16 protein-coding genes are annotated in these 21083 nt (G+C 62.0%); 7 read left to right on the forward strand and 9 right to left on the reverse strand.

Annotation, left to right across the window (positions count from 1 at the left end; all coding sequences use genetic code 11):
- Nucleotides 1-160: 160 nt before the first annotated feature.
- Entirely contained in the window at nucleotides 161-3244 is a 3084-nt protein-coding gene (locus NKJ04_RS31280; RefSeq protein WP_352679551.1) for an efflux RND transporter permease subunit, read from the reverse strand.
- Nucleotides 3241-4572 carry an efflux RND transporter periplasmic adaptor subunit gene (locus tag NKJ04_RS31285; protein ID WP_352679553.1) on the reverse strand — a complete coding sequence of 444 codons (1332 nt, stop codon included), beginning with the start codon at nucleotides 4570-4572 and terminating at the stop codon, nucleotides 3241-3243. Before NKJ04_RS31285 ends, NKJ04_RS31280 begins: the two co-directional genes overlap by 4 nt.
- A 145-nt stretch (nucleotides 4573-4717) precedes the next feature.
- Here NKJ04_RS31285 and NKJ04_RS31290 point away from each other — a divergent pair, with 145 nt between their 5' ends.
- Nucleotides 4718-5251, forward strand: a complete 534-nt coding sequence (locus NKJ04_RS31290) for a TetR/AcrR family transcriptional regulator (protein ID WP_023811021.1) — start codon at nucleotides 4718-4720, stop codon at nucleotides 5249-5251.
- Nucleotides 5252-5599: 348 nt separating this feature from the next.
- Here the strand turns inward: NKJ04_RS31290 and NKJ04_RS31295 are convergent, their stop codons facing one another.
- The 6 genes from NKJ04_RS31295 to NKJ04_RS31320 form a co-directional block, all read right to left on the reverse strand.
- Complete coding sequence (locus NKJ04_RS31295; RefSeq protein WP_127295206.1) at nucleotides 5600-7279, reverse strand: dipeptide ABC transporter ATP-binding protein; 1680 nt, start codon at nucleotides 7277-7279, stop codon at nucleotides 5600-5602.
- A 1-nt stretch (nucleotide 7280) separates the two neighbouring features.
- The gene (locus NKJ04_RS31300) at nucleotides 7281-8132 is read right to left on the reverse strand and encodes an ABC transporter permease (RefSeq protein ID WP_352679556.1); all 852 of its coding nucleotides are present in this window, start codon (nucleotides 8130-8132) and stop codon (nucleotides 7281-7283) included.
- Entirely contained in the window at nucleotides 8129-9067 is a 939-nt protein-coding gene (locus tag NKJ04_RS31305; protein WP_023811025.1) for an ABC transporter permease, read from the reverse strand. The genes NKJ04_RS31300 and NKJ04_RS31305 overlap by 4 nt, the downstream gene beginning before the upstream one ends.
- Before the next feature lie 74 nt (nucleotides 9068-9141).
- Nucleotides 9142-10674: an ABC transporter substrate-binding protein gene (locus tag NKJ04_RS31310; RefSeq protein ID WP_352679559.1), complete on the reverse strand. Its 1533-nt coding sequence runs from the start codon at nucleotides 10672-10674 to the stop codon at nucleotides 9142-9144.
- Nucleotides 10675-10748: 74 nt separating this feature from the next.
- Nucleotides 10749-12191 carry an amidase gene (locus tag NKJ04_RS31315; RefSeq protein ID WP_352679562.1) on the reverse strand — a complete coding sequence of 481 codons (1443 nt, stop codon included), beginning with the start codon at nucleotides 12189-12191 and terminating at the stop codon, nucleotides 10749-10751.
- A 46-nt stretch (nucleotides 12192-12237) separates the two neighbouring features.
- Complete coding sequence (locus NKJ04_RS31320; RefSeq protein ID WP_164893024.1) at nucleotides 12238-13137, reverse strand: MurR/RpiR family transcriptional regulator; 900 nt, start codon at nucleotides 13135-13137, stop codon at nucleotides 12238-12240.
- 434 nt (nucleotides 13138-13571) lie between these two features.
- Here NKJ04_RS31320 and NKJ04_RS31325 point away from each other — a divergent pair, with 434 nt between their 5' ends.
- From NKJ04_RS31325 to NKJ04_RS31345, 5 genes are all read left to right on the forward strand, one after another.
- Nucleotides 13572-14900: an NAD(P)H-dependent oxidoreductase gene (locus NKJ04_RS31325; protein WP_352442059.1), complete on the forward strand. Its 1329-nt coding sequence runs from the start codon at nucleotides 13572-13574 to the stop codon at nucleotides 14898-14900.
- A gap of 2 nt (nucleotides 14901-14902) precedes the next feature.
- Nucleotides 14903-15931: a thiamine pyrophosphate-dependent dehydrogenase E1 component subunit alpha gene (locus NKJ04_RS31330; RefSeq protein ID WP_127261511.1), complete on the forward strand. Its 1029-nt coding sequence runs from the start codon at nucleotides 14903-14905 to the stop codon at nucleotides 15929-15931.
- Nucleotides 15931-16929, forward strand: coding sequence for an alpha-ketoacid dehydrogenase subunit beta (locus tag NKJ04_RS31335; protein ID WP_352679566.1), 999 nt, complete (start codon nucleotides 15931-15933; stop codon nucleotides 16927-16929). Before NKJ04_RS31330 ends, NKJ04_RS31335 begins: the two co-directional genes overlap by 1 nt.
- Nucleotides 16930-16932: 3 nt before the next feature.
- The gene (locus NKJ04_RS31340; RefSeq protein WP_352679569.1) at nucleotides 16933-18315 is read left to right on the forward strand and encodes a pyruvate dehydrogenase complex dihydrolipoamide acetyltransferase; all 1383 of its coding nucleotides are present in this window, start codon (nucleotides 16933-16935) and stop codon (nucleotides 18313-18315) included.
- A 114-nt stretch (nucleotides 18316-18429) separates the two neighbouring features.
- On the forward strand, nucleotides 18430-18798 hold the full coding sequence (locus NKJ04_RS31345) for a hypothetical protein (RefSeq protein WP_352679572.1): 369 nt from the start codon (nucleotides 18430-18432) through the stop codon (nucleotides 18796-18798).
- 45 nt (nucleotides 18799-18843) lie between these two features.
- On the opposite strand, the gene NKJ04_RS31350 is transcribed toward NKJ04_RS31345, so the two are convergent.
- Nucleotides 18844-19815, reverse strand: a complete 972-nt coding sequence (locus NKJ04_RS31350) for a sugar-binding transcriptional regulator (RefSeq protein WP_352679575.1) — start codon at nucleotides 19813-19815, stop codon at nucleotides 18844-18846.
- A gap of 256 nt (nucleotides 19816-20071) precedes the next feature.
- Between NKJ04_RS31350 and NKJ04_RS31355 the strand changes: the two genes are divergently transcribed.
- Entirely contained in the window at nucleotides 20072-21058 is a 987-nt protein-coding gene (locus NKJ04_RS31355) for an ABC transporter substrate-binding protein (protein WP_128305052.1), read from the forward strand.
- The last annotated feature ends 25 nt before the right edge of the window (nucleotides 21059-21083 follow it).

Consider the following 21083-nt stretch of genomic DNA (forward strand, 5'->3'; position numbering starts at 1 on the left):
GAAAGGGCTGGCCCCTGTGCAATACAGGAACCAGCCCTTAAACCTACCAACTCAATGAACCGTCCAACTTTATGGGGTCAGTTCAGAAATTCCCGGCCTCTTTTCTTTTGCTTCCATCGATTTGCCCTGCGCATTTCCGGGCGGGACTCCCTCGACCGCCCTAGCTCGGCAGTGCCGGCATCAGCTTGGGATCCGGCTTCTCCGCCAAATGAGGCAGGTCCTTGCTGGCGATGAAGGTGTAGAACATGGGCACGACGAAGAGCGTGAACATGGTGCCGACCAGGATGCCGGTGAAGATGACCAGGCCCATCGAATAGCGGGCCGCGGCACCAGCGCCGCTGGAGGTGATCAGCGGCACCACGCCGAGCGCCATCGCCGCTGTCGTCATCAGGATCGGCCGCAGGCGCACCTTGGCCGAGGCGATGATGGCGTCGCGCCGCCGCATGCCATGTTTTTCACGTTGCTGGTTGGCGAACTCGACCAGCAGGATGCCGTGCTTGGTTATCAGACCGATCAGTGTGATCAGGCCGACCTGCGTGTAGATGTTGAGCGTCCCGAGGCCCAGATTGAGCGGCACGATCGCGCCGAAGATCGACAGCGGCACCGCCATCATGATGATCAGCGGGTCGCGGAAGCTTTCAAACTGCGCCGCCAGCACCAGATAGATGACGACCACGGCGGCCGCGAAAGCGATCAGGATGGTGTTGCCCTGTTCCTTTTCCTGCCGCGATTGACCGGAATAGTCGAGGAAGAAGGTGTCGGGCAGGCTCTCCTTTGCGATGTCCTCCAGCGCCTTCAGCCCGTCGCCAGTGGTGACACCGGGTAACGGAAGCGCCGAAATCGTCGACGAATTCAGCTGGTTGAACTGCTCGATTGCCGCCGGCGCCGCATTGGTCGAAATCTTGACCACCGCCGATAGCGGCACCATCTCGCCCGTCACGCTGCGCACGAAGTATTCGCCAAGCTTGTCGGGGTTGTCGCGAAACTCTTGCGGCACCTGCGGGATGATGTCGTAGCTGTTGGAATCGCGGTCGAACTGCGCCACTTCGGCGCCGCCGACCAGCAAGGTCAGCGTGCGGCCGATATCGGCGATCGGTAGGTTCAGCGCCGCGGCGCGGTCGCGGTCAATGGTCACCGTCACCTCCGGCGCGTCATAGGCCATCGAATTCTGCACGACGATGAAGCGGCCGGAGGCCTGCGCCTTGTTCTTGATCTGCTCGGCCACCTCGTACACCTCCGAGGAAGCGCCCGTCGATCGCACCACCATGGAAATGGGCAGGCCGCCGCCGGAGCCCGGCAGCGTCGGCGGTGCAAAGACGAAAGCCTCGACCCCGGCCACTTTGGCGATACGGGCCGTAATGTCGGCCTGCAGTTCCTTCGAATTGCGCTTGCGTTCCGCCCAGTCCTTGAAGGCATAGCCGACGAAGGCGCTGTTTGTCGTGCCTCCGAAGGCGACGGCCGAGAACTGCGCCCGTGTTTCGGGAATATCCTTCACCAGGCCGAGGATCTGGTTGACGTAAGTCTCGGTGTAATCGGAGGTCGCATAACGCGGCCCCGTCACAATCGAGAGCAGAAAGCCCTGGTCCTCTTCCGGCGCCAGTTCGCTCGAGGTCTTGGTGAACATGAAGCCGGTGACACCGACAAGCGCAAGCACGATGATCAGCGTCAATGGGCGATAATTGAGCGACCCGGTGACGGCCCGTTCATAGACATGCTCGACGCGCGCGAAGGTGCCGTCGACAATGCGCTGGAAACGGCCCGGCGTGCCGGACTTCAAGAGGCGTGCCGACATCATCGGGGTGATGGTGATGGCGATGACGCCCGACAGCACCACCGAGCCGGCGAGCGTGACCGCGAATTCGCGGAACAGCGCGCCGGTGAGGCCGCCGGTGAAGGCCAGCGGCGCGAACACGGCGGCCAGCGTCATGGTCATGGCAACGATGGCTGACGCGATTTCGCGCATACCGCTGAACGCAGCCTGCATCGGCGACATGTGGTCTTCTTCCATGTGACGATGGATGTTCTCCACCACCACGATGGCGTCGTCGACGACCAGGCCGATCGCCAGCACCATGGCCAGCAGCGACAGCAGGTTGATCGAGTAGCCGACAGCAAACAAAAGGAAGCAGACGCCGATCAGCGACAACGGGATGGTGATGATCGGCATCATCACCGACCGGAAGGAGCCAAGGAACAGAAGGATGACGACGATGACGATGGCAACCGCCTCGGCGATGGTCTTGAACACCTCTTCGATGGAAGCGCTGATCTGCCCGGTCGCGTCGTAGACGACCTCGATCGTCATGCCTTTCGGCAGCGTCTCCTGAATCTGCGGCACCAGCTTGGTGAGCGCAGCCGCCGTGGTCAGCGGATTGGCCGCCGGCGTCGGGAAGATGGCGAGGAAGGTGCCTGGCTTGCCGTTGAACGAGACCCTGGTGTCGGTGTTCTCTGCGGCGAGTTCGACGCGAGCCACGTCGCGCAACCGCACCACATTGCCGTCAGTCGAGCGCAGCGGCAGTTCGGCGAAGGCCTCCGGCGTCTGCAATGTCGAGCGCACGGTGATCGAGGAAACGACATACTCGTTCTGGGTGTTGCCGGGCGCCGACAGGAAGTTGGAATTGTTGATCGCCGTCAGCAGTTCGGAGGCCGTCACGCCGCGCGCGGCAAGCTTGACCGGATCGATCCAGACGCGCATCGAGTATTCCTGGGCGCCGAAGATCTGCACGTCGGCGACGCCTTCGACCGTCGACATGCGCGGCCTGATGACGCGCTCGATATACTCCGTAAGCTGCTCCTTCGTCATGTTCGGATTCTGCATCGAGATGTACATCATCGCGAACTGCTGGCCGGTGCCCTTGACGATGACAGGGTCCTTCGATGCGTCCGGCAAGGTGCCGCGCACGCCCTGGACCTTGGACAGAACTTCGGTCAGCGCGACGTCGGGGTTCGAGCCGAGCTTCATCTGCACCGTCACGGTGCTGGAGGACGGGCGGCTGGACGAGGTGACGTAGTCGATGTTTTCGGTCGAGGCGACGGCGCGCGCGATCGGGGCGGAAATGAAGCCCTGGATCAGATCGGCGCTGGCGCCCGGATAGGCCGTGGTGATGGTGATCGCCGTTTCATCGACCTTCGGATACTGCCGGATCGACAGGTTGAAGATGCCCTGGAAACCCAGGAGCAGGATCATGCAGGCAAGGACCGTCGAAAGAACAGGCCGGCGAATGAAGAGATCTGAAAAGCTCATTGCTGTTCGGCCTGCTTGTTCGCCGATTTGGTCGGGTCGATGGTGTTGTCCACAACGACGGACATGCCGTTGAAGAGGCGGTTCTGACCGGCGGTGACGACTTCGTCGCCAGCCTTCAGCCCCTCGACGATCTCGACCATGCCTTGATTGCGGCGGCCGGGCTTGACGAACACCTGCGACAGCACGAGCGCGGGCTTGTCACCTTCCGCCGCCGGCTTGGCCGCATCGGGAGCCTGGTCAGTCGGCTTTGCCGCATCGGCGGCGGGCTTGGCTGCATCAGCCGCCGGCTTCATGGCATCGGCCGGCTTGGTGTCCGCAGGCTTGGCATCAGCCGATTTGTCGGCTGCCGGCGCGGCGGGTTTTTCCTCCGGCTTGGCAGCTGGCGCCGCCTCGGCGGGCTTGGCTGACTGCACCACGAAGATGTAGTCGCCATAGAGACTTGTCGTCAGCGCCGTCTGCGGCAGGGTCAGCACGTTCTGCTCTTCGGGCAGCTCGACACGCACCTGCACGAACTGGCCGGGGGTCAGCTTGCCATCGGGATTGGCGACTTCCGCCCGGATGTTCACCAGCCGGCTGGACGAGTCGATCTTCGGGTCGATGCCGCGAATGGCGCCTGCGAATGGCCTGTCCTCACCGCCAAAGCCCAATCGAATCGTCTGGCCTATCTTGAGCAGAGCGAGTTGCTGTTCGGGAACCGAGAAATCGACCCGCATCGTGTCGAGATCCTGCAATGTCACCACGGCGGTGCCGGGCGCCAGATACTGGCCGATATCGATCCTCGGAATGCCCACCGTGCCGCCGAAAGGCGCCGTCAACTGCTTCTGCTCGAGCACGGCCTGCAGCTTGGTGACCTGAGACGCCGAGGCCGAGGCCGCCGCACGCGCCGTGTCCAGCGTCGAGTCGGAGCCAACGCCACGCCTGGTCAGTTCGATGGCGCGGGCAAGCGATGTCTGATCGAGCGCGGCCTGCGCCTTCTGTGCGTCGAGATCGGCGCGCTCGACGGCGTCATCGAGCTGCAGCAGAACCGCATTGTCCGCCACCTTCTGGTTGGCATGGAAAAGGATGTCCTTGACGATACCGGTGGTCTCGACCGTCAGGTCGACACCGCGCACGGCCTTGACCGTACCGATCGCCTCGACGCCCGGCGTCCAGGCCGAAGGCTTGGCGATGGTTGTCGAAACGGTTGCCGCCGGCGGCTTCATCGATGCGAAGTACTGCTTGATGCCGTTGTCACGCAGGAAGTTGAAGCCGACGATGCCGCCGACCACGACGACGAGCAGGGCCAGAACCAGAACGATGATAAAGATACGAAGTATGCGCTTGAACAAGGAAGTCCCCTCAGTCGAAAATCCGGCGCGAAGCGCGGATATCGGGACACATATCGACTGGGGTCCCGATTTCAAATAATGGCTGTCTTACTGTACCGTCTGGACGGTCTTGTCAATTGGGCCTAAGCTTGCGATGGGAGGCACCATGAGAGCCCAACGACCGAATTCGCGCGAGAAGATTCTCGCCGCGGCGGCTGATGTTGCCCGGGAATCCGGACCAGGCAGCCTGTCGCTGGATGCCGTCGCCAGCCGTGCCGGCGTGTCGAAAGGAGGGCTCCTCTACAACTTCCCGACCAAGGCCAAATTGATGCAAGGTTTGGTCGAAGGCTATCTGCGTGAGTTCGAGCACGCGCTGGAAGCCGCCCGCACAAATGACAAGGACGAAAATCCCCTGGCCGTCTACATCAGGCTGTCGGCCAATGATTGCGAGGAAAAGCAGCCGTCGGCGTCCTGGATCTTCTCGGCCATCGCCGAGGATCCCGATTTCATGATGCCGATAAAGACCTTCAAGCGGCAGCTTTTCGAGCGGCTGAAGGGCGAAACGCCGGATCTCAAATCGCTATTGATCTGCTATCTCGCCATCGAGGGATTGCGCAGCATGAACCTCTTCGATTCGGATGTCCTGTCGAAAGACGAGCGCGAGCTGTTGGTATCGTCCCTGCTCGAGATTGCCAAATAGGTCGCCCACCCGCTTTTCGGCCAGGCCTGTGCGTCAACGCGGTTCGCCGGCGTCACACAGGGTTCATCGTGCGGCCATAGCGTTCTTCCCAGTTCTTTGCTGCAATGCATCTGGAGTGGGACATGGTGGATATAGTTCCAGCGAGGCGGGCATTCCGAGACCGGACCATCCGCTGGATCAATCGGGCAGCGCGAAGTGGTTCCTGCCGGCCTTCGGTGTGCGCACCGTCGCCCCATTGCAGCCGGAACCGTTCGCCGCCATCGTTCCGGCAACGCCCGACGCAATTTGCTGCTTGCCTGGGTGCTGACGCTGCCGTGCTCGATCACACTCGGCCCTGAAGGCTTTAGTCTAGCATTTGCTTCCGGCGGCCAATAGCGGGGTGTCTCCTGGTTGGATTCCGCTGCTCGTTCGACGCGAGAGTTTCGGGATAGCGGCGATCAATTCTTGGGTATAGGCCTGCTGCGGACGATCCAGAACGTCTTCCGTGTTGCCATACTCAACCAGCTTGCCGTGCTGCATGACCGCAACGTGTTCACAGAGATAGCGCACCACGCCCAGATCGTGGGAAATCAGGATCAGTGTCAGCGACAATTCGCGGCGCAGCCGCGCAAAGAGGCCGAGCACCTGGGCCTGGATGGTGACGTCCAGAGCGGAGGTGACTTCATCGGCGATCAAGATCTCAGGCTCCAGCGCCAGCGCTCTGGCGATGCCGACGCGCTGCCGCTGGCCGCCGGAAAGCTGCGTGGTGCGTCGGTCCAGCAACTGGCGTGGCAATTCCACTTTTTCCATCAGCTCGCGGATCCGCTCCGGGATGTCTCTTTCCGGGCAGATGTTCTGTTGCCGCAACGGTTCGGCCAGAGTTCGCGCAACCGTAAACGCCGGGTTGAGGGACATGAACGGGTCCTGGAACACCATCTGCAGTTTGCGAACCTGCTCCGGTCGGCGCTGCCTCAGTGCGCGATCGAGCGATTGGCCGTCCACCTCGATCTCTCCTTGTTCCGGCTGCACAAGGCCTGCAATAGCCCGGGCTATGGTGCTCTTGCCGGAACCGGACTCGCCGACGATCCCCAGTGCCCCACCGCGCCGCAATGCCAGCGAAACATTGTCGACGGCGCGCACGATTTGCGGCGGCTTGCGCGTCGCCCAGGCCGCAAGGCTCTGCCCAGGGTAGAAGTTCACGCACAGGTTCTTCACCAGGAGATGCGGTTCCGTCGCCACGGGGCAGGCATGCGTGGTCGGCTTCATCAGCGAGGGTTGGGAAGCGATCAGGCGCTTCGTGTATTCATGGGCGGGGTCACGCAGGATCTGATCGACCGAGCCGATTTCCAGCACCGCACCGTCCTTCATGACGACGACGCGGTCGCACATTTCCGCGATCACGCCAAGGTCGTGAGAGACCAGAATGACCGACAGCTTGCGTTCACGCCGGATGCCGCGGAGCAGGTCGAGTATCTGAGCTTGCACCGTGACATCAAGTGCCGTCGTGGGCTCGTCGGCAATCAGCAGTTTCGGTTCGCAGGCAAGGGCCGCCGCAATCATCACCCGCTGACGCATGCCTCCGGACAGCTCGTGAGGATAGGCGCCCGCGCGCCTTGACGCGTCCTTGATATGCATGTCTTCGAGCAGTCCGACCGCCCGCGCATTGGCCTGCCGCCAGGATATGCCCTGATGGACCACCATCGCTTCGCCCACCTGACGCCCGACCGTCATGATCGGATCAAGATGCGTTGACGGGTTCTGGAAGATCATCGCCGCTTGCCCGCCGCGCAGCCGGCCCAGCTCGGCATCCTTCATGGCGAGGACATCGCTGCCCTCGAACATAATCCGGCCCGACTTCACCAGTGCGTTGCCGGCAATCAGCTTGAGGATGGCCCTGCAGGCCACCGTCTTGCCCGATCCGGATTCACCGACGATCCCAAGGACCTCTCCCGCTTTTAGTGAAAAGCTGACGCCGCGCAGGGCGTGGACGTCGCCAAAATTGGTGGCGAAGTCGATGGTGAGGTTCTCGACACTGACGAGGTCGCTCATCTCAGGATTCCGTGTTCAGAAGGCGGGCGAGACCATCAGCGGTCAAGGAGAGGCCGAGCGCCAGAAGGCAGATGGCGATGCCTGGGAAGATCGCAATCCACCATGCGGTCGTCAGGTAGGTCTGCCCATCCGCGATCATGGCGCCCCATTCGGGCGTCGGCGGTTGTACGCCGAGGCCGAGAAAACCCAATGATGATCCGAGCACGATGGCCAGCACGGCATCGGTCATGACGAAGACGATCGATGGGACGATGGCATTCGGCAGGATGTGGAACAGCATGATGCGAAAATGCCCAAAACCCATGCCACGTGCCGCCAGCACGAAATCGACGCCGCGCAGCACCAGCGCCTGGCTCCGCACAAGTCGCGCATAGCTGACCCAGTTCACCAAGGTGAGCGAGATGAAGTAGCTCTTGAGGCCGGGCCCCAGCACGGCCACGATGGCGATCACGAGGACGAAATAGGGAAATGATACGGTGACCTCGAGGATGCGCATCAGCGCGGCATCGATCCGGCCACCCAGATAGCCGGCGATAAGGCCGATGATCGTCCCAAGGATGATCGGACCGACGACGCCGAAGAAGGCCATGGCGAGATCGTAGCGTGCGGCAAACAGTGTCCGCGCCAGGACATCGCGGCCGATGGCGTCGGTGCCAAACCAATGCTCGGCGCCAGGTGGTTTCAGCGCCTGCATCACATCGACCTTGATCGGGTCGAAACTGGTCAGCACCGGCGCCAGAATGGCCACGACGATCCAGGCCAAGGTGATGGCGCCGCCAATGATCAAGGTTGCCGGCATCGTGCGGATCCGCGCCATGGCCAAGGGGCCGCTGCCTCGCATCACATCGCTCATAATTCCACCCGTGGGTCGAGAATGGCGGTCAAGACATCGACGGCAAAATTCGAAATGACGACACCTACGGCAAGCAGCAGGGCCACTGCCTGGACGACGAACTGGTCGTGCGTGAGAACGCCGCGGATGAGCAGGTTGCCGAGCCCTGGAATGTTGAAGACATTTTCGACAACGACCGTCCCGCCGATCAGGAAGGCGACCACGACGCCCAGCAGATTGACTGTCGGCAACAGGGAATTCCAGAACACATGCCGGGAAAAGATGTAGCTTTCCGGCAGGCCCCTGGAGCGGCAGGCGATCGCATAATCCTTGTCCAGCTGCTGAATGAAGGTCGCGCGCAGATTGCGCGCGAGGATCGGCGTCACCCCGATACCGATCGTCAGGGCCGGCAAGAACAGATGCCACAGATTGTTGATAAAGGTCGGTCCGTAACCGGATACCGGGAAAATCTTCAGCCGCAGGCAGAAGCCCATGATCAACAGCAGGCCGACAAAGTAGGACGGCACGCCGACGCCCGCGACGCAGACGAGACGGATGAGGTGATCGATCCACCGTCCGCGCTGCCGGGCAGCGGTGACCGCGAGCGCGAATGTCAACAGCAGCGAGATCACGAGGCCGTAGAGGATCAAGAAAACCGTTGGCGCGATCCGTGCCGCGATGACGCCGCTGACGGGACCCCGGAAGGCGATCGACTGACCGAAATCGCCGCGCAGGCAATTCAGCACGTAATAGAAATACTGCACGGGGATGGGCTGATCGAGACCGTATCGCGCCCGCACGAATTCGATCGCCTCCTGACTGGCCTTGGGGCCAAGCATGAGGCGAACCGGATCGCCGGGTGTCATTTGCAGCAGCAGGAAGGTGATCACACTGATACCCAGCAGCACGGGGATCAACTGTATCGGCCGTCTAAGCACGAAGGAGAATCGATTCATGGTCGGGATCCTGGTGTCAAATCGATGCGAGACGGGGACGAAGTGTCTCGTCCCCGTCTCGCATCCTGTGCTGATCAATCCAGGCTGGTCCCGCCGATGGACGAGAATTGCAGGCCGACGTTCAGGACCAACCCTTTCACGCTCGGAGCGTAGGCGTTGAGCCACGTCGGGTGATAGAGCGCCACCTGCGCCACCTCGTCCACCACGGTCTTCTGGATCTGGGCATAGAGCTCGGCCCGTTTGGCATTGTCCGCCTCACCCGAGGCTTCATCGATCAGTTTGTCGACCGTTTCGTTGTTGTAGCGGGTGTAGTAGGACTTGTTGTCGCCCGCGCCCCAGACGCACCAGCGCAATGCGTTGTCGGGATCTCGCGTCTCGTTGTACCACCAGTTCATTTCCGCCTGATACTCGCCATCGGCGAGGCGGGTCCATGCCTGGGTTGAATCGATCTTGGCAATGTTGACGGTGATGCCGACTTCCGCCAACTGCGCCTGGATCAGCACCGCCGCCTTTTCCTCGTCGGCACTTCCGGCATTCTGGATGAGTTCGAAACTGGCTCCGGTCTTGCCGGATTCTGCCAGCAGGGCCTTGGCCTTTTCGACGTCTCGGGCAATGACTGGCAGCGATTTGTCGAAGAAATCGAGCGTCGGGCTCATGATGGAACTGGCCGGCGTGCCGAGACCCAGCGTCACCGCGGCATTGATGGCCGTGCGGTCGATGCCATAGCTGACGGCCTGGCGGAATTTGAGGTCGTTGAAGGGTTCTGCCGAATGGTTGATCAGCATGTCATAGGTGGTGCTCGAAGGTTCAGGGTCGGCCCGGAAGCCGGCGGCCTTCAACTCGGCCATGCGCGGGGCCGGAACTGCGAGGCAGACGTCGAGTTCGCCCGCCTGCAACATCGAGACCCTGGTGTTGTCGTCCGGGACATAGCGGAATTCGACGCCGTCGATCTTGGGCTCGCCTTGGCGGTAATAATGCTCGTTGCGGCCAAGGACCACGCGGTCTCCCGGCTTCAATTCGACGAGTTTGAACGGCCCTGATGTGACCGGCGCCTTGGCGAAAGCGTCGTCGCCCATTTTCTCGACCGCTGCCTTCGGCACGATGCCGGTATTCCAGATTTCGGTCAGCGTCAGGAAGGGCGTGAATTTGCGGTCGAGCGTCATCACCACTGTCCTGGCGTCCTTTGCCTCGACCTTGGTCAGGGGCTGAAACGGCGCCGCATAGGCGGAATCCTTCTGGAAGCGCATGCGGTTCCAGCTGAACGCCACGTCCTCGGCCGTGATCGGCGACCCATCGGAAAATTTGGCCTCGCGCAGGTGGAAGGTATAGGTCTTGCCGTCATCCGCGATGTCCCAGCTCTCGGCAAGGCCCGGGCCGACTTCTGTGCGATCGGCATTGGCATGCAGCAGGCGTGCATACATCATGCCCTGGATAAGGATATCGGCTCCGTAAGTGGTTTTGATCGGGTCCAGGGTGAGAACCTCGGCCCCATAGGCCATACGCAGTATCTTGCTGCCGTCAGCATTGGCTCGAAGCAATGTGGCCGGCAACGTCGCGATGCTGAAGCCGGCAAACGCCGCACTTTTGAGGAATACTCTGCGGTCCATGACAATCTCCCATTTTCGTTGATGATGTTCCCGGGGCGGTTCCATGCTTGTTGGTTCAAGCAGTCCTTGTTGGTTCAAGCAGTCTTGGTGATGTGGGCAGGTGGTTTGCGCTGGTGCCAGGCGTAGTCGGCCTCAAGCACCGCACCTAGCCGTAGCAGCAGATCGTCGCGTCCGAATGCGGCGACAAACTGCACGCCGATCGGCAGGCCGTTTTGCGTCCAGCCGAGCGGCAGGGATATCGCCGGCGATCCAGTGCCGTTGAAGAGCGCGCTGAACGTCTCCTTCGGCGCCAGATCGGCGAACACCGTGTCGATGTCGCGGCCAGGACGATCCGGGTTGTGCGTGCCGAGCAACTCCGGCGGGATCGCGCAAGTCGGCGTCACCAGCACGTCATGGACGGCCAGGAATTCGCCAACCGTCCGCGTGATCTGGTCATAAACAGCGAGGGCCGCGATCAGGCTTGCCGCGTCCAGCGTTCGGCCATGGCGATAGACAGCAAGTGTCGTCTGCTGCAGGCAGGCCTCTTCGACTGGCCGTCGCAGCAAGCCCGCCAACTCGTCGAGCGACTGCGCCGTAGAAGCTGCCCAGATCACTTTCTGTGCCGCCAGATAGCGCTCATAATCGAACACAGGCCCGGCTTCGACGACCTTGTGGCCCAGTTGCTCCAGCCTCTTGCCCACTTCGAGAACTGCCGCCTTCACCTCGGCGTCGAGCGGATAGCCGGACCAGGACGTTGTACACAGGGCAATGCGCAAAGCCTTTGGTGGCGTCTTGATCGCCTGGGCATAGCTGGTGGCTGGAGGGACGATCTCATAGCTGTCGCCGGGAAGCGCACCAGACCCCAGATCAAGCAAAGCCGCCGTGTCGCGGATCGAGCGTGTCAGCATGAATGAAATGGCGAGACCCAGCATTGGCGCATTCGATTCCGGCGCACCGCTGATCCGGCCACGAGACGGCTTCAGGCCGACGACACCACAAAAGGCGGCGGGGGTGCGAATGGAGCCGCCACCGTCGGCGCCTTGCGCGAAGGGAACGATGCCGGCGGCAACGGCTGCCGCTGCGCCGCCGCTCGATCCCGAAACACCCCTGCTGGTATCCCAGGGGTTGCGTGTCGCACCATAGAGGGAGGATTCGGTTGCCGCCGCTATGCCGAATTCCGACGTGGTGGTGCGCCCGATATTGGCAAGGCCGCCGGATCGCATTTTCACCCAGAAGGCGTGATCGTCGCCGCAGATGAAACCCTTGGCAAGAACGCTGCCGAACTCTCCCGGCCGGCCGGCTTCGATGGGGAAATCCTTGGTCAATGTCGGCATGCCGTGGAAAGGTGCGGGTCCGGGATCCTCGCCGAGCGCTTCGATCGCATCGGCATAGGTTTCGATCACGGCATTGAGCTGCGGATTGACCGCGGCGATCCCTGAAAGGATGCTGTTTCCCAGTTCGCGCGGCGTAACTTCCCGCTTGCGCAGGAGATCGGCCAGACCAACGCCGTCATAGGCGGCGTATTCCGTCAACTTCATGCGCTTGCCCTGACTGTCCACGGTTTCAGCAACGGGTGATGCATCGTCATTCTTCGCCTTCTTCTTTGATGTGCCGTGCGACGCGCCGTGGCGGCTTGTGGAAGGTCCGCAGGATCCCGGCGATATCCTCCAGCTCATTCATCCGCGTCTCGGCCGATTTGCCGAGTTTCTCGGCAACGGAATGCGTGAGGAGGTTCAGAACCGAACTTATCGCGGCCGTCGAATCCCAGTACAGGTCGACGCGCGTCGATACTTCGAGCGCCAGTTTTGTGTATTCAGATGCCCAATGACTGTATTTGTCGGTAACGATGATCAGAGGAATCTTCCGGCGCTTGATCTGGGCGCAAAGCCGAAAGCTCATCGCGGCGTATTCCGCTGTGTCGATCAGCAGGACACAAGAATTTTCGCCGCTGTCGGTGAGGATTTCCGAGAACGTGCCGCCCAAACCTTCGGCAAAGCGGACATCGCTCCGCACCCAGCGCAGACGCGTCGCGAAATCGAGCCCCAATCCCTTCACTGCCTGGAAGCTGACGCAGTTCACGCGATCACAGGTGCTCAGCAGATGAACAATTTCGGACCACATTTCGCCCTGGGCAAGGCCATAGGCCGCGGTCAAGGCCTGCTGCTCCATCTCCAGGCTGCGAGCCAACCGCTCCCGCTTTTCGCCGCCGATGCGGAAACGCAACTCGGCACTGTCCAGGCCCGGGCCTCCGGCTTTCGGTGCGGAGCGCAGGCCACGCTTCATTTCCTTGAGATCGGTGTAACCGAGACGCCGTACGAAACGGGTGACGCTTGCCTCGCTTACACCGGCGCCGACGGCAATGGTGGCGCCAGTTTCAAAGGGAATGTCATGGATGTTGGCGAGCAGGTATCGCGCAATTGCCTGCTCGGTCCGGGCGAAATCCAGCCAGCCCTCACGCAACCTGGCTTCCAGCGCACTGGCCACCTCAGTCTCTCCGGACACAGCCTTCCCGCTAGGCGTTTTCGTCTTCATCGACCGCTGTCCCTTGGCAGACCTATTTGGAACAGACCGGAAAATGCCACCCCAGGAAGCGCACTCCATTTCCAGTCGTGACGCGACGCTAGCACGCGAGAACACGCCATGAAAGATAAATTTTATAGTTTTATATTCCGGTATTTTTATTTCACAGCCGTCCATAATCCCAAAAAGCGTTCCGCGCTGGCGTTGTTCCAGCGCGACTGCGAGCGAACCTGTCTTTGCGCGCCGCGCGGTTCCCAGCTTCGTTTTCCTCCGTGGTTCGGGCTGCCGGGAAAGTGGTTTTAAGCACGAGAATCTGGACATTAGTCTTGACAGAAATACAGATGTTCAATACCCGTCAGGCAATCGAACAAGCCTGCATTATGGGAGGAACGAGCGGTATGGCTTCCAATGTTTCGTTGACGGGCCTTGCCCGCGATCTCGAGGAACGCGCCAAGTCGGGCAAGCCTATCCGTATCGGCCTGATCGGCTCGGGCGAGATGGGAACCGACATCGTCACTCGTGTCGCCCATATGTCGGGCATCGAGATCGGCGCCATTTCCGAACTGAACCTGCCTGCCGCCAGCAAGGCCGTCGATATCGCCTTTCAGGAAACCGGGCATGCGCGCGAAGTGTCCAACGTTTCGGCGATGACCGCGGCGATGGAAGCCGGCAAGGTCGCGGTGACCAACGACGCCAATCTGGTCATCAACAACGATCTGATCGACGTCGTCATCGACGCCACCGGGGTTCCCGCCGTCGGCGCCGAGATCGGGCTGCGCGCCATGGAACATGGCAAGCATCTGGTGATGATGAATGTCGAGGCCGACGTCACCATCGGCGCCTATCTGAAGAGCGAGGCCGACCGGCTCGGCGTCACCTATTCGCTGGGCGCCGGCGACGAGCCGTCCTCCTGCATGGAACTCATCGAATTCGTTTCGGCCATGGGCCATCCGATCGTTGCCGCAGGCAAGGGCAAGAACAATCCGCTCAACATCGACGCCATTCCCCCCGACTATGAGGAGGAAGCCAAGCGCCGGCACATGAATGTGCGGATGCTGGTCGAATTCGTCGACGGCTCCAAGACCATGGTCGAGATGGCGGCAATCGCCAATGCCACCGGCCTGATTCCAGACAAGGCCGGCATGCATGGCCCGGCGGCGACGCTTGGCGAACTGTCCAAGGTGCTGGTGCCGCAGAAGGATGGCGGCGTGCTGTCGAGGGTCGGCGTCGTCGACTATTCGATCGGCAAGGGTGTCGCGCCCGGCGTCTTCGTCGTTGCCGATATGTCGCATCCGCGCATCTCCGAGCGCATGGAAGATTTGAAGATGGGCAAGGGCCCGTATTTCACTTTCCATCGTCCCTATCACCTGACCTCGCTCGAAGTGCCGCTGACCTGCGCGCGCGTCGTGCTCTACGGCAAGGCCGACATGGTGCCGCTGGCCAAACCGGTGGCCGAAGTCGCCGCCGTGGCCAAGAAGGACATGAAGCCCGGCGAGAAGCTCGATGCGATCGGCGAATATTGCTATCGTGCCTGGATCATGACGACGCCTGAGGCGCGCGCCGCCAAGGCCATTCCCTGCGGCCTGCTGCAGGGCGGCTCGGTCACCGCGCCGATCAAGAAGGGCGAGCTCATAACCTACGCGAATGCAGCGCCCGCGGCGGGCTCCAAGATCGCCGAACTGCGCGCCCGCCAGGACAAGCTCGTCTATGGGTCCGTGGGAGCGTGATCATGGCCACAGCCAGCAAAGCCGTCACTGACAGTCGCGCCAATCTGCCCTTCGTCTACCGCCACTACAGCGCCGAGCAGCTCAGGGAGGTGCTCCATAAGATGTACCTGATCCGCCGCTTCGAAGAGGGCGCGGAGGAGTGCTACACGCGCGGTCTCATCCACGGCACCATGCATTTGTCGATCGGCCAGGAAGCCAGCGCCATGGGCATCTGCATGCCGCTTGCCGAGGATGACCAGATCACCTCGACGCATCGCGGTCATGGCCACTGCATAGCCAAGGGTGCCGAGGTCAAGCGCATGTTCGCCGAGTTCTTCGGCAAGACCACAGGCTATTGCAAGGGCCGTGGCGGCTCGATGCACATCGCCGATGTCGGCAAGGGCAATCTCGGCGCCAATGGCATCGTCGGTGGCGGCATCCCGATCGCCGTCGGGGCGGCATTGTCCTCCAAGATGATGAAGACCGGCAAGGTCGTGGTCTCCTTCTTCGGCGATGGCGCCAACAATGAAGGCGCTTTCCACGAGGCGCTCAACATGGCGGCGGTCTGGAAGCTGCCTGTCATTTTCGTCTGCGAGAACAATGGCTATGGCATGTCGACATCGACGGCCCGCTCGACCGCGGTCAAGAACATCGCCGAGCGCGCCGCCGCCTATTCGATGCCCGGCGTCATCGTCAACGGCAACATCTTCTCCGAGGTCGCCGAGGCGTCTCATCAGGCCATCGCCCGAGCCCGCGCCGGCGAGGGGCCGACGCTGATCGAGTCCAAGACCTACCGCCATCGCGGCCATTCCAAGAGCGACCGCAACCGCTATCGCACCAAGGAAGAGATCGAGGACTGGATGTCGAACCGCGATCCGATCACCCTGTTCGAAAGCGAGCTCAGGGAATTCGGCTTCATCGACGACAAGGGCATCGAGGCCATTCGCGATGCCGTGGCGCAAGAGATCGCCGAGGGCATCGAGTTCGCCAAGGCGAGCCCATCGCCCGATATCAGCGAGACCGGAAATTACGTGTATACGGAGCAGGCGTGATGGACGCGATGGTGCGTGAACTGAGCTACGCCCAGGCGATCCAGGAAGCCATGGCGATCGCCATGGACATGGACGAACGCGTCTTCCTGATGGGTGAGGATATCGGTGTCTATGGCGGCGCCTTCCAGGTCACTGGCGACCTGGTCGAACGTTACGGCGCTGACCGCGTCATCGACACACCGATTTCGGAACTGGGCGGCGCGGGCGTTGCGGTGGGCGCTGCCCTCACCGGCATGCGGCCGATCTTCGAGTTCCAGTTTTCCGATTTCGCCACGCTTGCCATGGAGCAGATCGTCAACCAGGCGGCCAAGATGCGCTTCATGCTGGGCGGCGAGGTTTCGGTTCCCGTGGTGATGCGCTTTCCCGCCGGTTCCGGCACCGGTGCGGCGGCTCAGCACAGCCAGAGCCTCGAGGCCTGGCTCGGCCATGTGCCGGGTCTGAAAGTCATCCAGCCGGCGACGCCCTATGATGCCAAGGGTATGCTTTTGGCGGCGGTCGCCGATCCCGATCCGGTGATGATCTTCGAGCACAAGCTGCTCTACAAGATGAAGGGCCCGGTGCCCGAAGGCTATTACACGGTGCCGATCGGCAAGGCCGATATCCGCCGCGAGGGCCGGGACCTCACCATCGTCGCCACCTCGATCATGGTGCAGAAGGCGCTCGACGCCGCTGCCGTGCTGGAGAGCGAAGGCATCGACGTCGAGGTCGTCGATCTCCGGACCATCCGGCCGATGGACAAGCAAACCGTCATCGATAGCGTCAAGAAGACATCGCGGCTGATGTGCGTCTACGAAGCGGTCAAGACGCTGGGCATCGGCGCCGAGGTCAGCGCCATGATCGCCGAGAGCGAAGCGTTCGATTATCTCGATGCGCCGATCGTGCGGCTGGGCGGCGCCGAAACGCCGATCCCCTACAATCCGGAGTTGGAGAAGGCGACGGTGCCGCAGGTTCCCGACATCATCACCGCCGCGCGCGACCTCGTGAAAGGGGTTCGCTGAGAAATGCCGACCGAAGTCATTCTTCCCAAGGTCGACATGGACATGGCGACCGGACAGATCTCGCGCTGGTTCGCCGAGGAGGGCGCGCGCGTCAAGAAGGGCGATGTGCTGTTCGAGATCGAGACCGACAAGGCGGCGATGGAGATCGACGCGCCGGCCAGCGGCGTCCTGCGCGATGTCAGCGGCAAGGAAGGTGTCGATATTGCGGTCGGCGCTGCCGTCGCGTGGATTTATGCTGACGATGAGGCTTATGGGGCTGATGTCGCTGCGACAAAGCAGGACGAAGCGCCAATCTCCCCACCCGTTGGGGAGATGTCGGCGAAGCCGACAGAGGGGGGCGCTGCCCCGCCAACGTCGCATTCTGTCACGCCCCCCTCTGCCCTGCCCTCTTTGCCGCCACTTGGCATCTCCCCCACGAGGGGGGGGATCGGCCAATCGCCATCGGCCGGCCGTGCAACACCGCTTGCCCGACGCCTGGCCCGCGAGGCGGGCCTTGCCCTTGCCAGCATCAGTGGCACAGGCCCGCATGGCCGTGTGGTAAAGGCCGATGTCGATGCGGCAATTGCCGGTGGAGGTGCCCAGGCGGCGCCTGCCGCCAAGGCTCCTGCTGGCGCTCCTGCGCCTGCGGTGAAGGCGATGTCGGACGAGCAGGTGCTGAAACTGTTCGAACAGGGCTCCTACGACCTCGTCCCGCATGACAATATGCGCAAGACCATTGCGCGGCGGCTGGTCGAGGCCAAGACCACCATCCCGCATTTCTACCTGACGCTCGACTGCGAGCTCGATGCGCTGCTGGCGCTGCGCACGCAGATCAACGCCGCAGCCCCGGTGAAGAAGACCGATAAGGGCGATGCGCCCGCCTACAAGCTGTCGGTCAACGACATGGTCATCAAGGCGATGGGCATGGCGCTGAAGGCAGTGCCGGATGCCAATGCCTCATGGACCGAAAGCGCCATGGTCAAGCACAAGCATGCCGATGTCGGCGTCGCCGTGTCGATCCCGGGCGGGCTGATCACGCCGATCATTCGGCATGCCGACGAAAAGACGCTGTCCACCATCTCCAACGAGATGAAGGATCTGGCCAGCCGGGCGCGCAGCCGCAAGCTGAAGCCGGAAGAGTATCAGGGCGGCACCACGGCGGTGTCCAACCTCGGCATGTTCGGCATCAAGGACTTTGCCGCCGTCATCAACCCGCCGCATGCGACCATCCTGGCCGTTGGTGTCGGCGAGGAGCGGGCAGTGGTCAAGAACGGCGAGATCAGAATAGCCACCGTGATGTCGGTGACGCTGTCGACCGACCATCGCGCCGTCGACGGCGCGCTGGGTGCCGAACTGCTGGTCGCCTTCAAGAACCTCCTTGAAAATCCGATGGGCCTGCTGGTCTGATCCACCAAGCAGAAGCCGGCGCCGAATGATGCGCCGGCTTAAAACAGAAACGACTTGTCAGGCGCCGACCCTTGACCCATGTTCTATCTGGATTGCGATCCAGGGAGGCCAAATATGCCTGCATTCGACCCATCTGACGTCAAAACCCTGTTCGGCAAGGTCATGGGCGCGTCGCCATCCGATATCAAGCTGGTGGCGCAGCGCCTGCACGACCACGCCTTCGAGCCGCGCATGTCGGCGGAGGAGACCAGGCAGCTTGTCGCCAGCCTCGGCTATGACAGCCTGGACGCGTTCTGCGCCGATATCGGCTTGCCCACGCATATCGCCGAGCGCTGGAGCCGTTTTGGTGTTTCCGGCGAGATGAAGCAGGTTTTCACGCTGTTGACGGCGCAGCGCAAGCGGGTGGCCGAGGCGATCGCCGAATTCGAATCCATGACCCATGTCGGTGTCGAGGATTTTTTGCGCGAGCGCGGGCTCATTTAGCGGGAAACACGGGTAGCGGGAAACACCGGGGCCAGTCGAACCGGCTCAGCCGCCCTTGGCAAGCAGCGCCGTGGCGGTATCGCTGTCGGTGATCAGCACGTTGGTGTCGACGGCTTTCAGCGCGGCGAGGATCGCCGCGACCTTTCGCTTGCCGCCCGCGGCGAGAACCACGTTCGGCACGTTGCTGACCACATCGAGATCGATGGCCATGACGCGGCTGTTGACCTCGTGGTCGACCAGCCCGCCGGCGGCATCGACGAAATAGCACAGCATGTTGGCGACCGCGCCCTTCGCTTTCAACGGAGCGATCAGCGATGACGGAACGATGCCGTGCCGGAAGATGGTGGCGTCCGGCGACATGTCGCCGACGGTGAGCAGCGCGATGTCGGCGGCGGCCGCGCGTTGGCGTACATCCTGCAGGGCCGGCTGCGCCCAGAGGAGATCGCGCAGCGAGGAATTGTCGACCGTCACCGGCGCGGTGATCTGATAGCTGTCGACCTCGAAGACATCGGCGACCTTGGCAGCAACGATGGATGGATTGATCCATTGCGAGTGCGGCAGGCTGCCGACGAGCGCCACCACGCAGGCACGCTTCAACTGCCGACGGGTAAGGAAGCCGAGGCTGGCATGCAGGGTCGCGCCGCCACCGATCGCCAGCGTCATGCCGTCCTGCATCTGCTCGCCGAGATAGGCCGCGACGGCATGGCCGATGGCCTTCTCCAGATGGTCATGCGCCGAAGGCGTAGGGATGACGACGGCGGCATTCAGACCCCAGCGCTTTTCCAGTTCCCGCTCGAGCGCCACCTGCCCGGCGGTCGGCGCGTTGATCATGGTGACGACAATGCCCTCGGCGGTGCAGGAGGCCAGCGTACGCATGACCTTCACCCTGGAGACATCGAGCTTTTCGGCGATCTGTTCCTGGGTGAAACCTTCGACATAGTAGAGCCATGCCGTTTTGACGGTAAGGTCCGACGAGACCATCGGCAGGCGAGCCTGTCTGGGTTTTTCTGTGGTCATCGGTTCCTGTCCCTCATGAGCCGTGGCCTGCCCGGCGCTCATCAGGAAACACCGGCCGGATGTCAATCGATGCCGATCGCCGGCGCGTCGATTGTCGCACAGTTTTGTTCATTTGTAATTGACATCGTACATATGAACATATTTTGTGGGTTTCACGCGCTGTGTCATCCACCAGTCATATGCGCCGTGCAGGGAGGAAGAGACGGGTAGCCGGCCAGAGCCGGACCGGTCATGCACAGAAAGACAGGAGGTCTCATTGAAGACGCACTTCATCAAGCTGCTGGCCAGCCAGCTGGCGCTCGCGGCAACTTTGTTTGCTGGCGTGGCAAACGCCGAAACACTGACTCTCTACACGTCCCAGCCGGAAGCCGACGCGGCCAAGACCGTGGATGCCTTCAAGAAGGCGCAGCCGGGTATCGATGTGAATATCTATCGCTCGGGAACGAGCGACATCCTGACCAAGATGGCAGCCGAGTTTGCCGCCGGCAGCCCGCAGCCCGATGTGCTTTTGATCGCTGACGCGGTCAGCATGGAGCTGTTGAAGAAGGACGACCGGCTGCTGCCCTATCCCGAGGCAAAGCTCGACGGCATCGAAGCGGATGCCTATGATGCCGACAAGACCTATTTCGGCAGCAAGCTGATCACCACCGGCATCGTCTACAACACCGCGGCGACCGAGAAGCCGCAGCATTGGGCCGATCTTGCCAAGCCCGCCTATGCCGATGGCCTGGTGATGCCGAGCCCGCTCTATTCGGGTGCCGCCGCCTACCTGCTTTCGGGCTTCGTCGGCGATACCAACTATGGCTGGGATTTCTTCCAGAAGCTGAAGACCAACAACACCGTCAGCGTGCGCGGCAACGGTGCGGTCCTGAAGTCGGTGGCATCGGGCGAGAAGCCCTATGGCATCCTTGTCGACTTCATGGCGATGAACGCCAAGAAGAAAGGTTCCCCGGTCGAATTCGTGTTCCCCTCGGAAGGTGTGCCGGCAGTGACCGAACCGGTCGCCATCATGAAGACCGCCAGGAATGTCGATGGCGCCAAGAAGTTCGTCGACTTCATTCTTTCCGATGACGGCCAGAAGCTTGCGCTTTCGATGGGCTATCTGCCGGCGCGCGCCTCGGTCGGCCGCCCCGAATGGCTGCCGGAAGGCGTCAAGGTCAAGGTGATGTCGTTCGACACCAAGGCAATCGTCGCCAAGACCGACGCCGACAAGGCGAAATTCTCGGAACTGTTCGGCGGCTGAGCCGGCAATCCAGTCGGCATGCCCC

Origin of the sequence: Mesorhizobium sp. M0618, assembly GCF_040320765.1 — a bacterium.
In the GTDB taxonomy this organism is placed as follows: domain Bacteria; phylum Pseudomonadota; class Alphaproteobacteria; order Rhizobiales; family Rhizobiaceae; genus Mesorhizobium.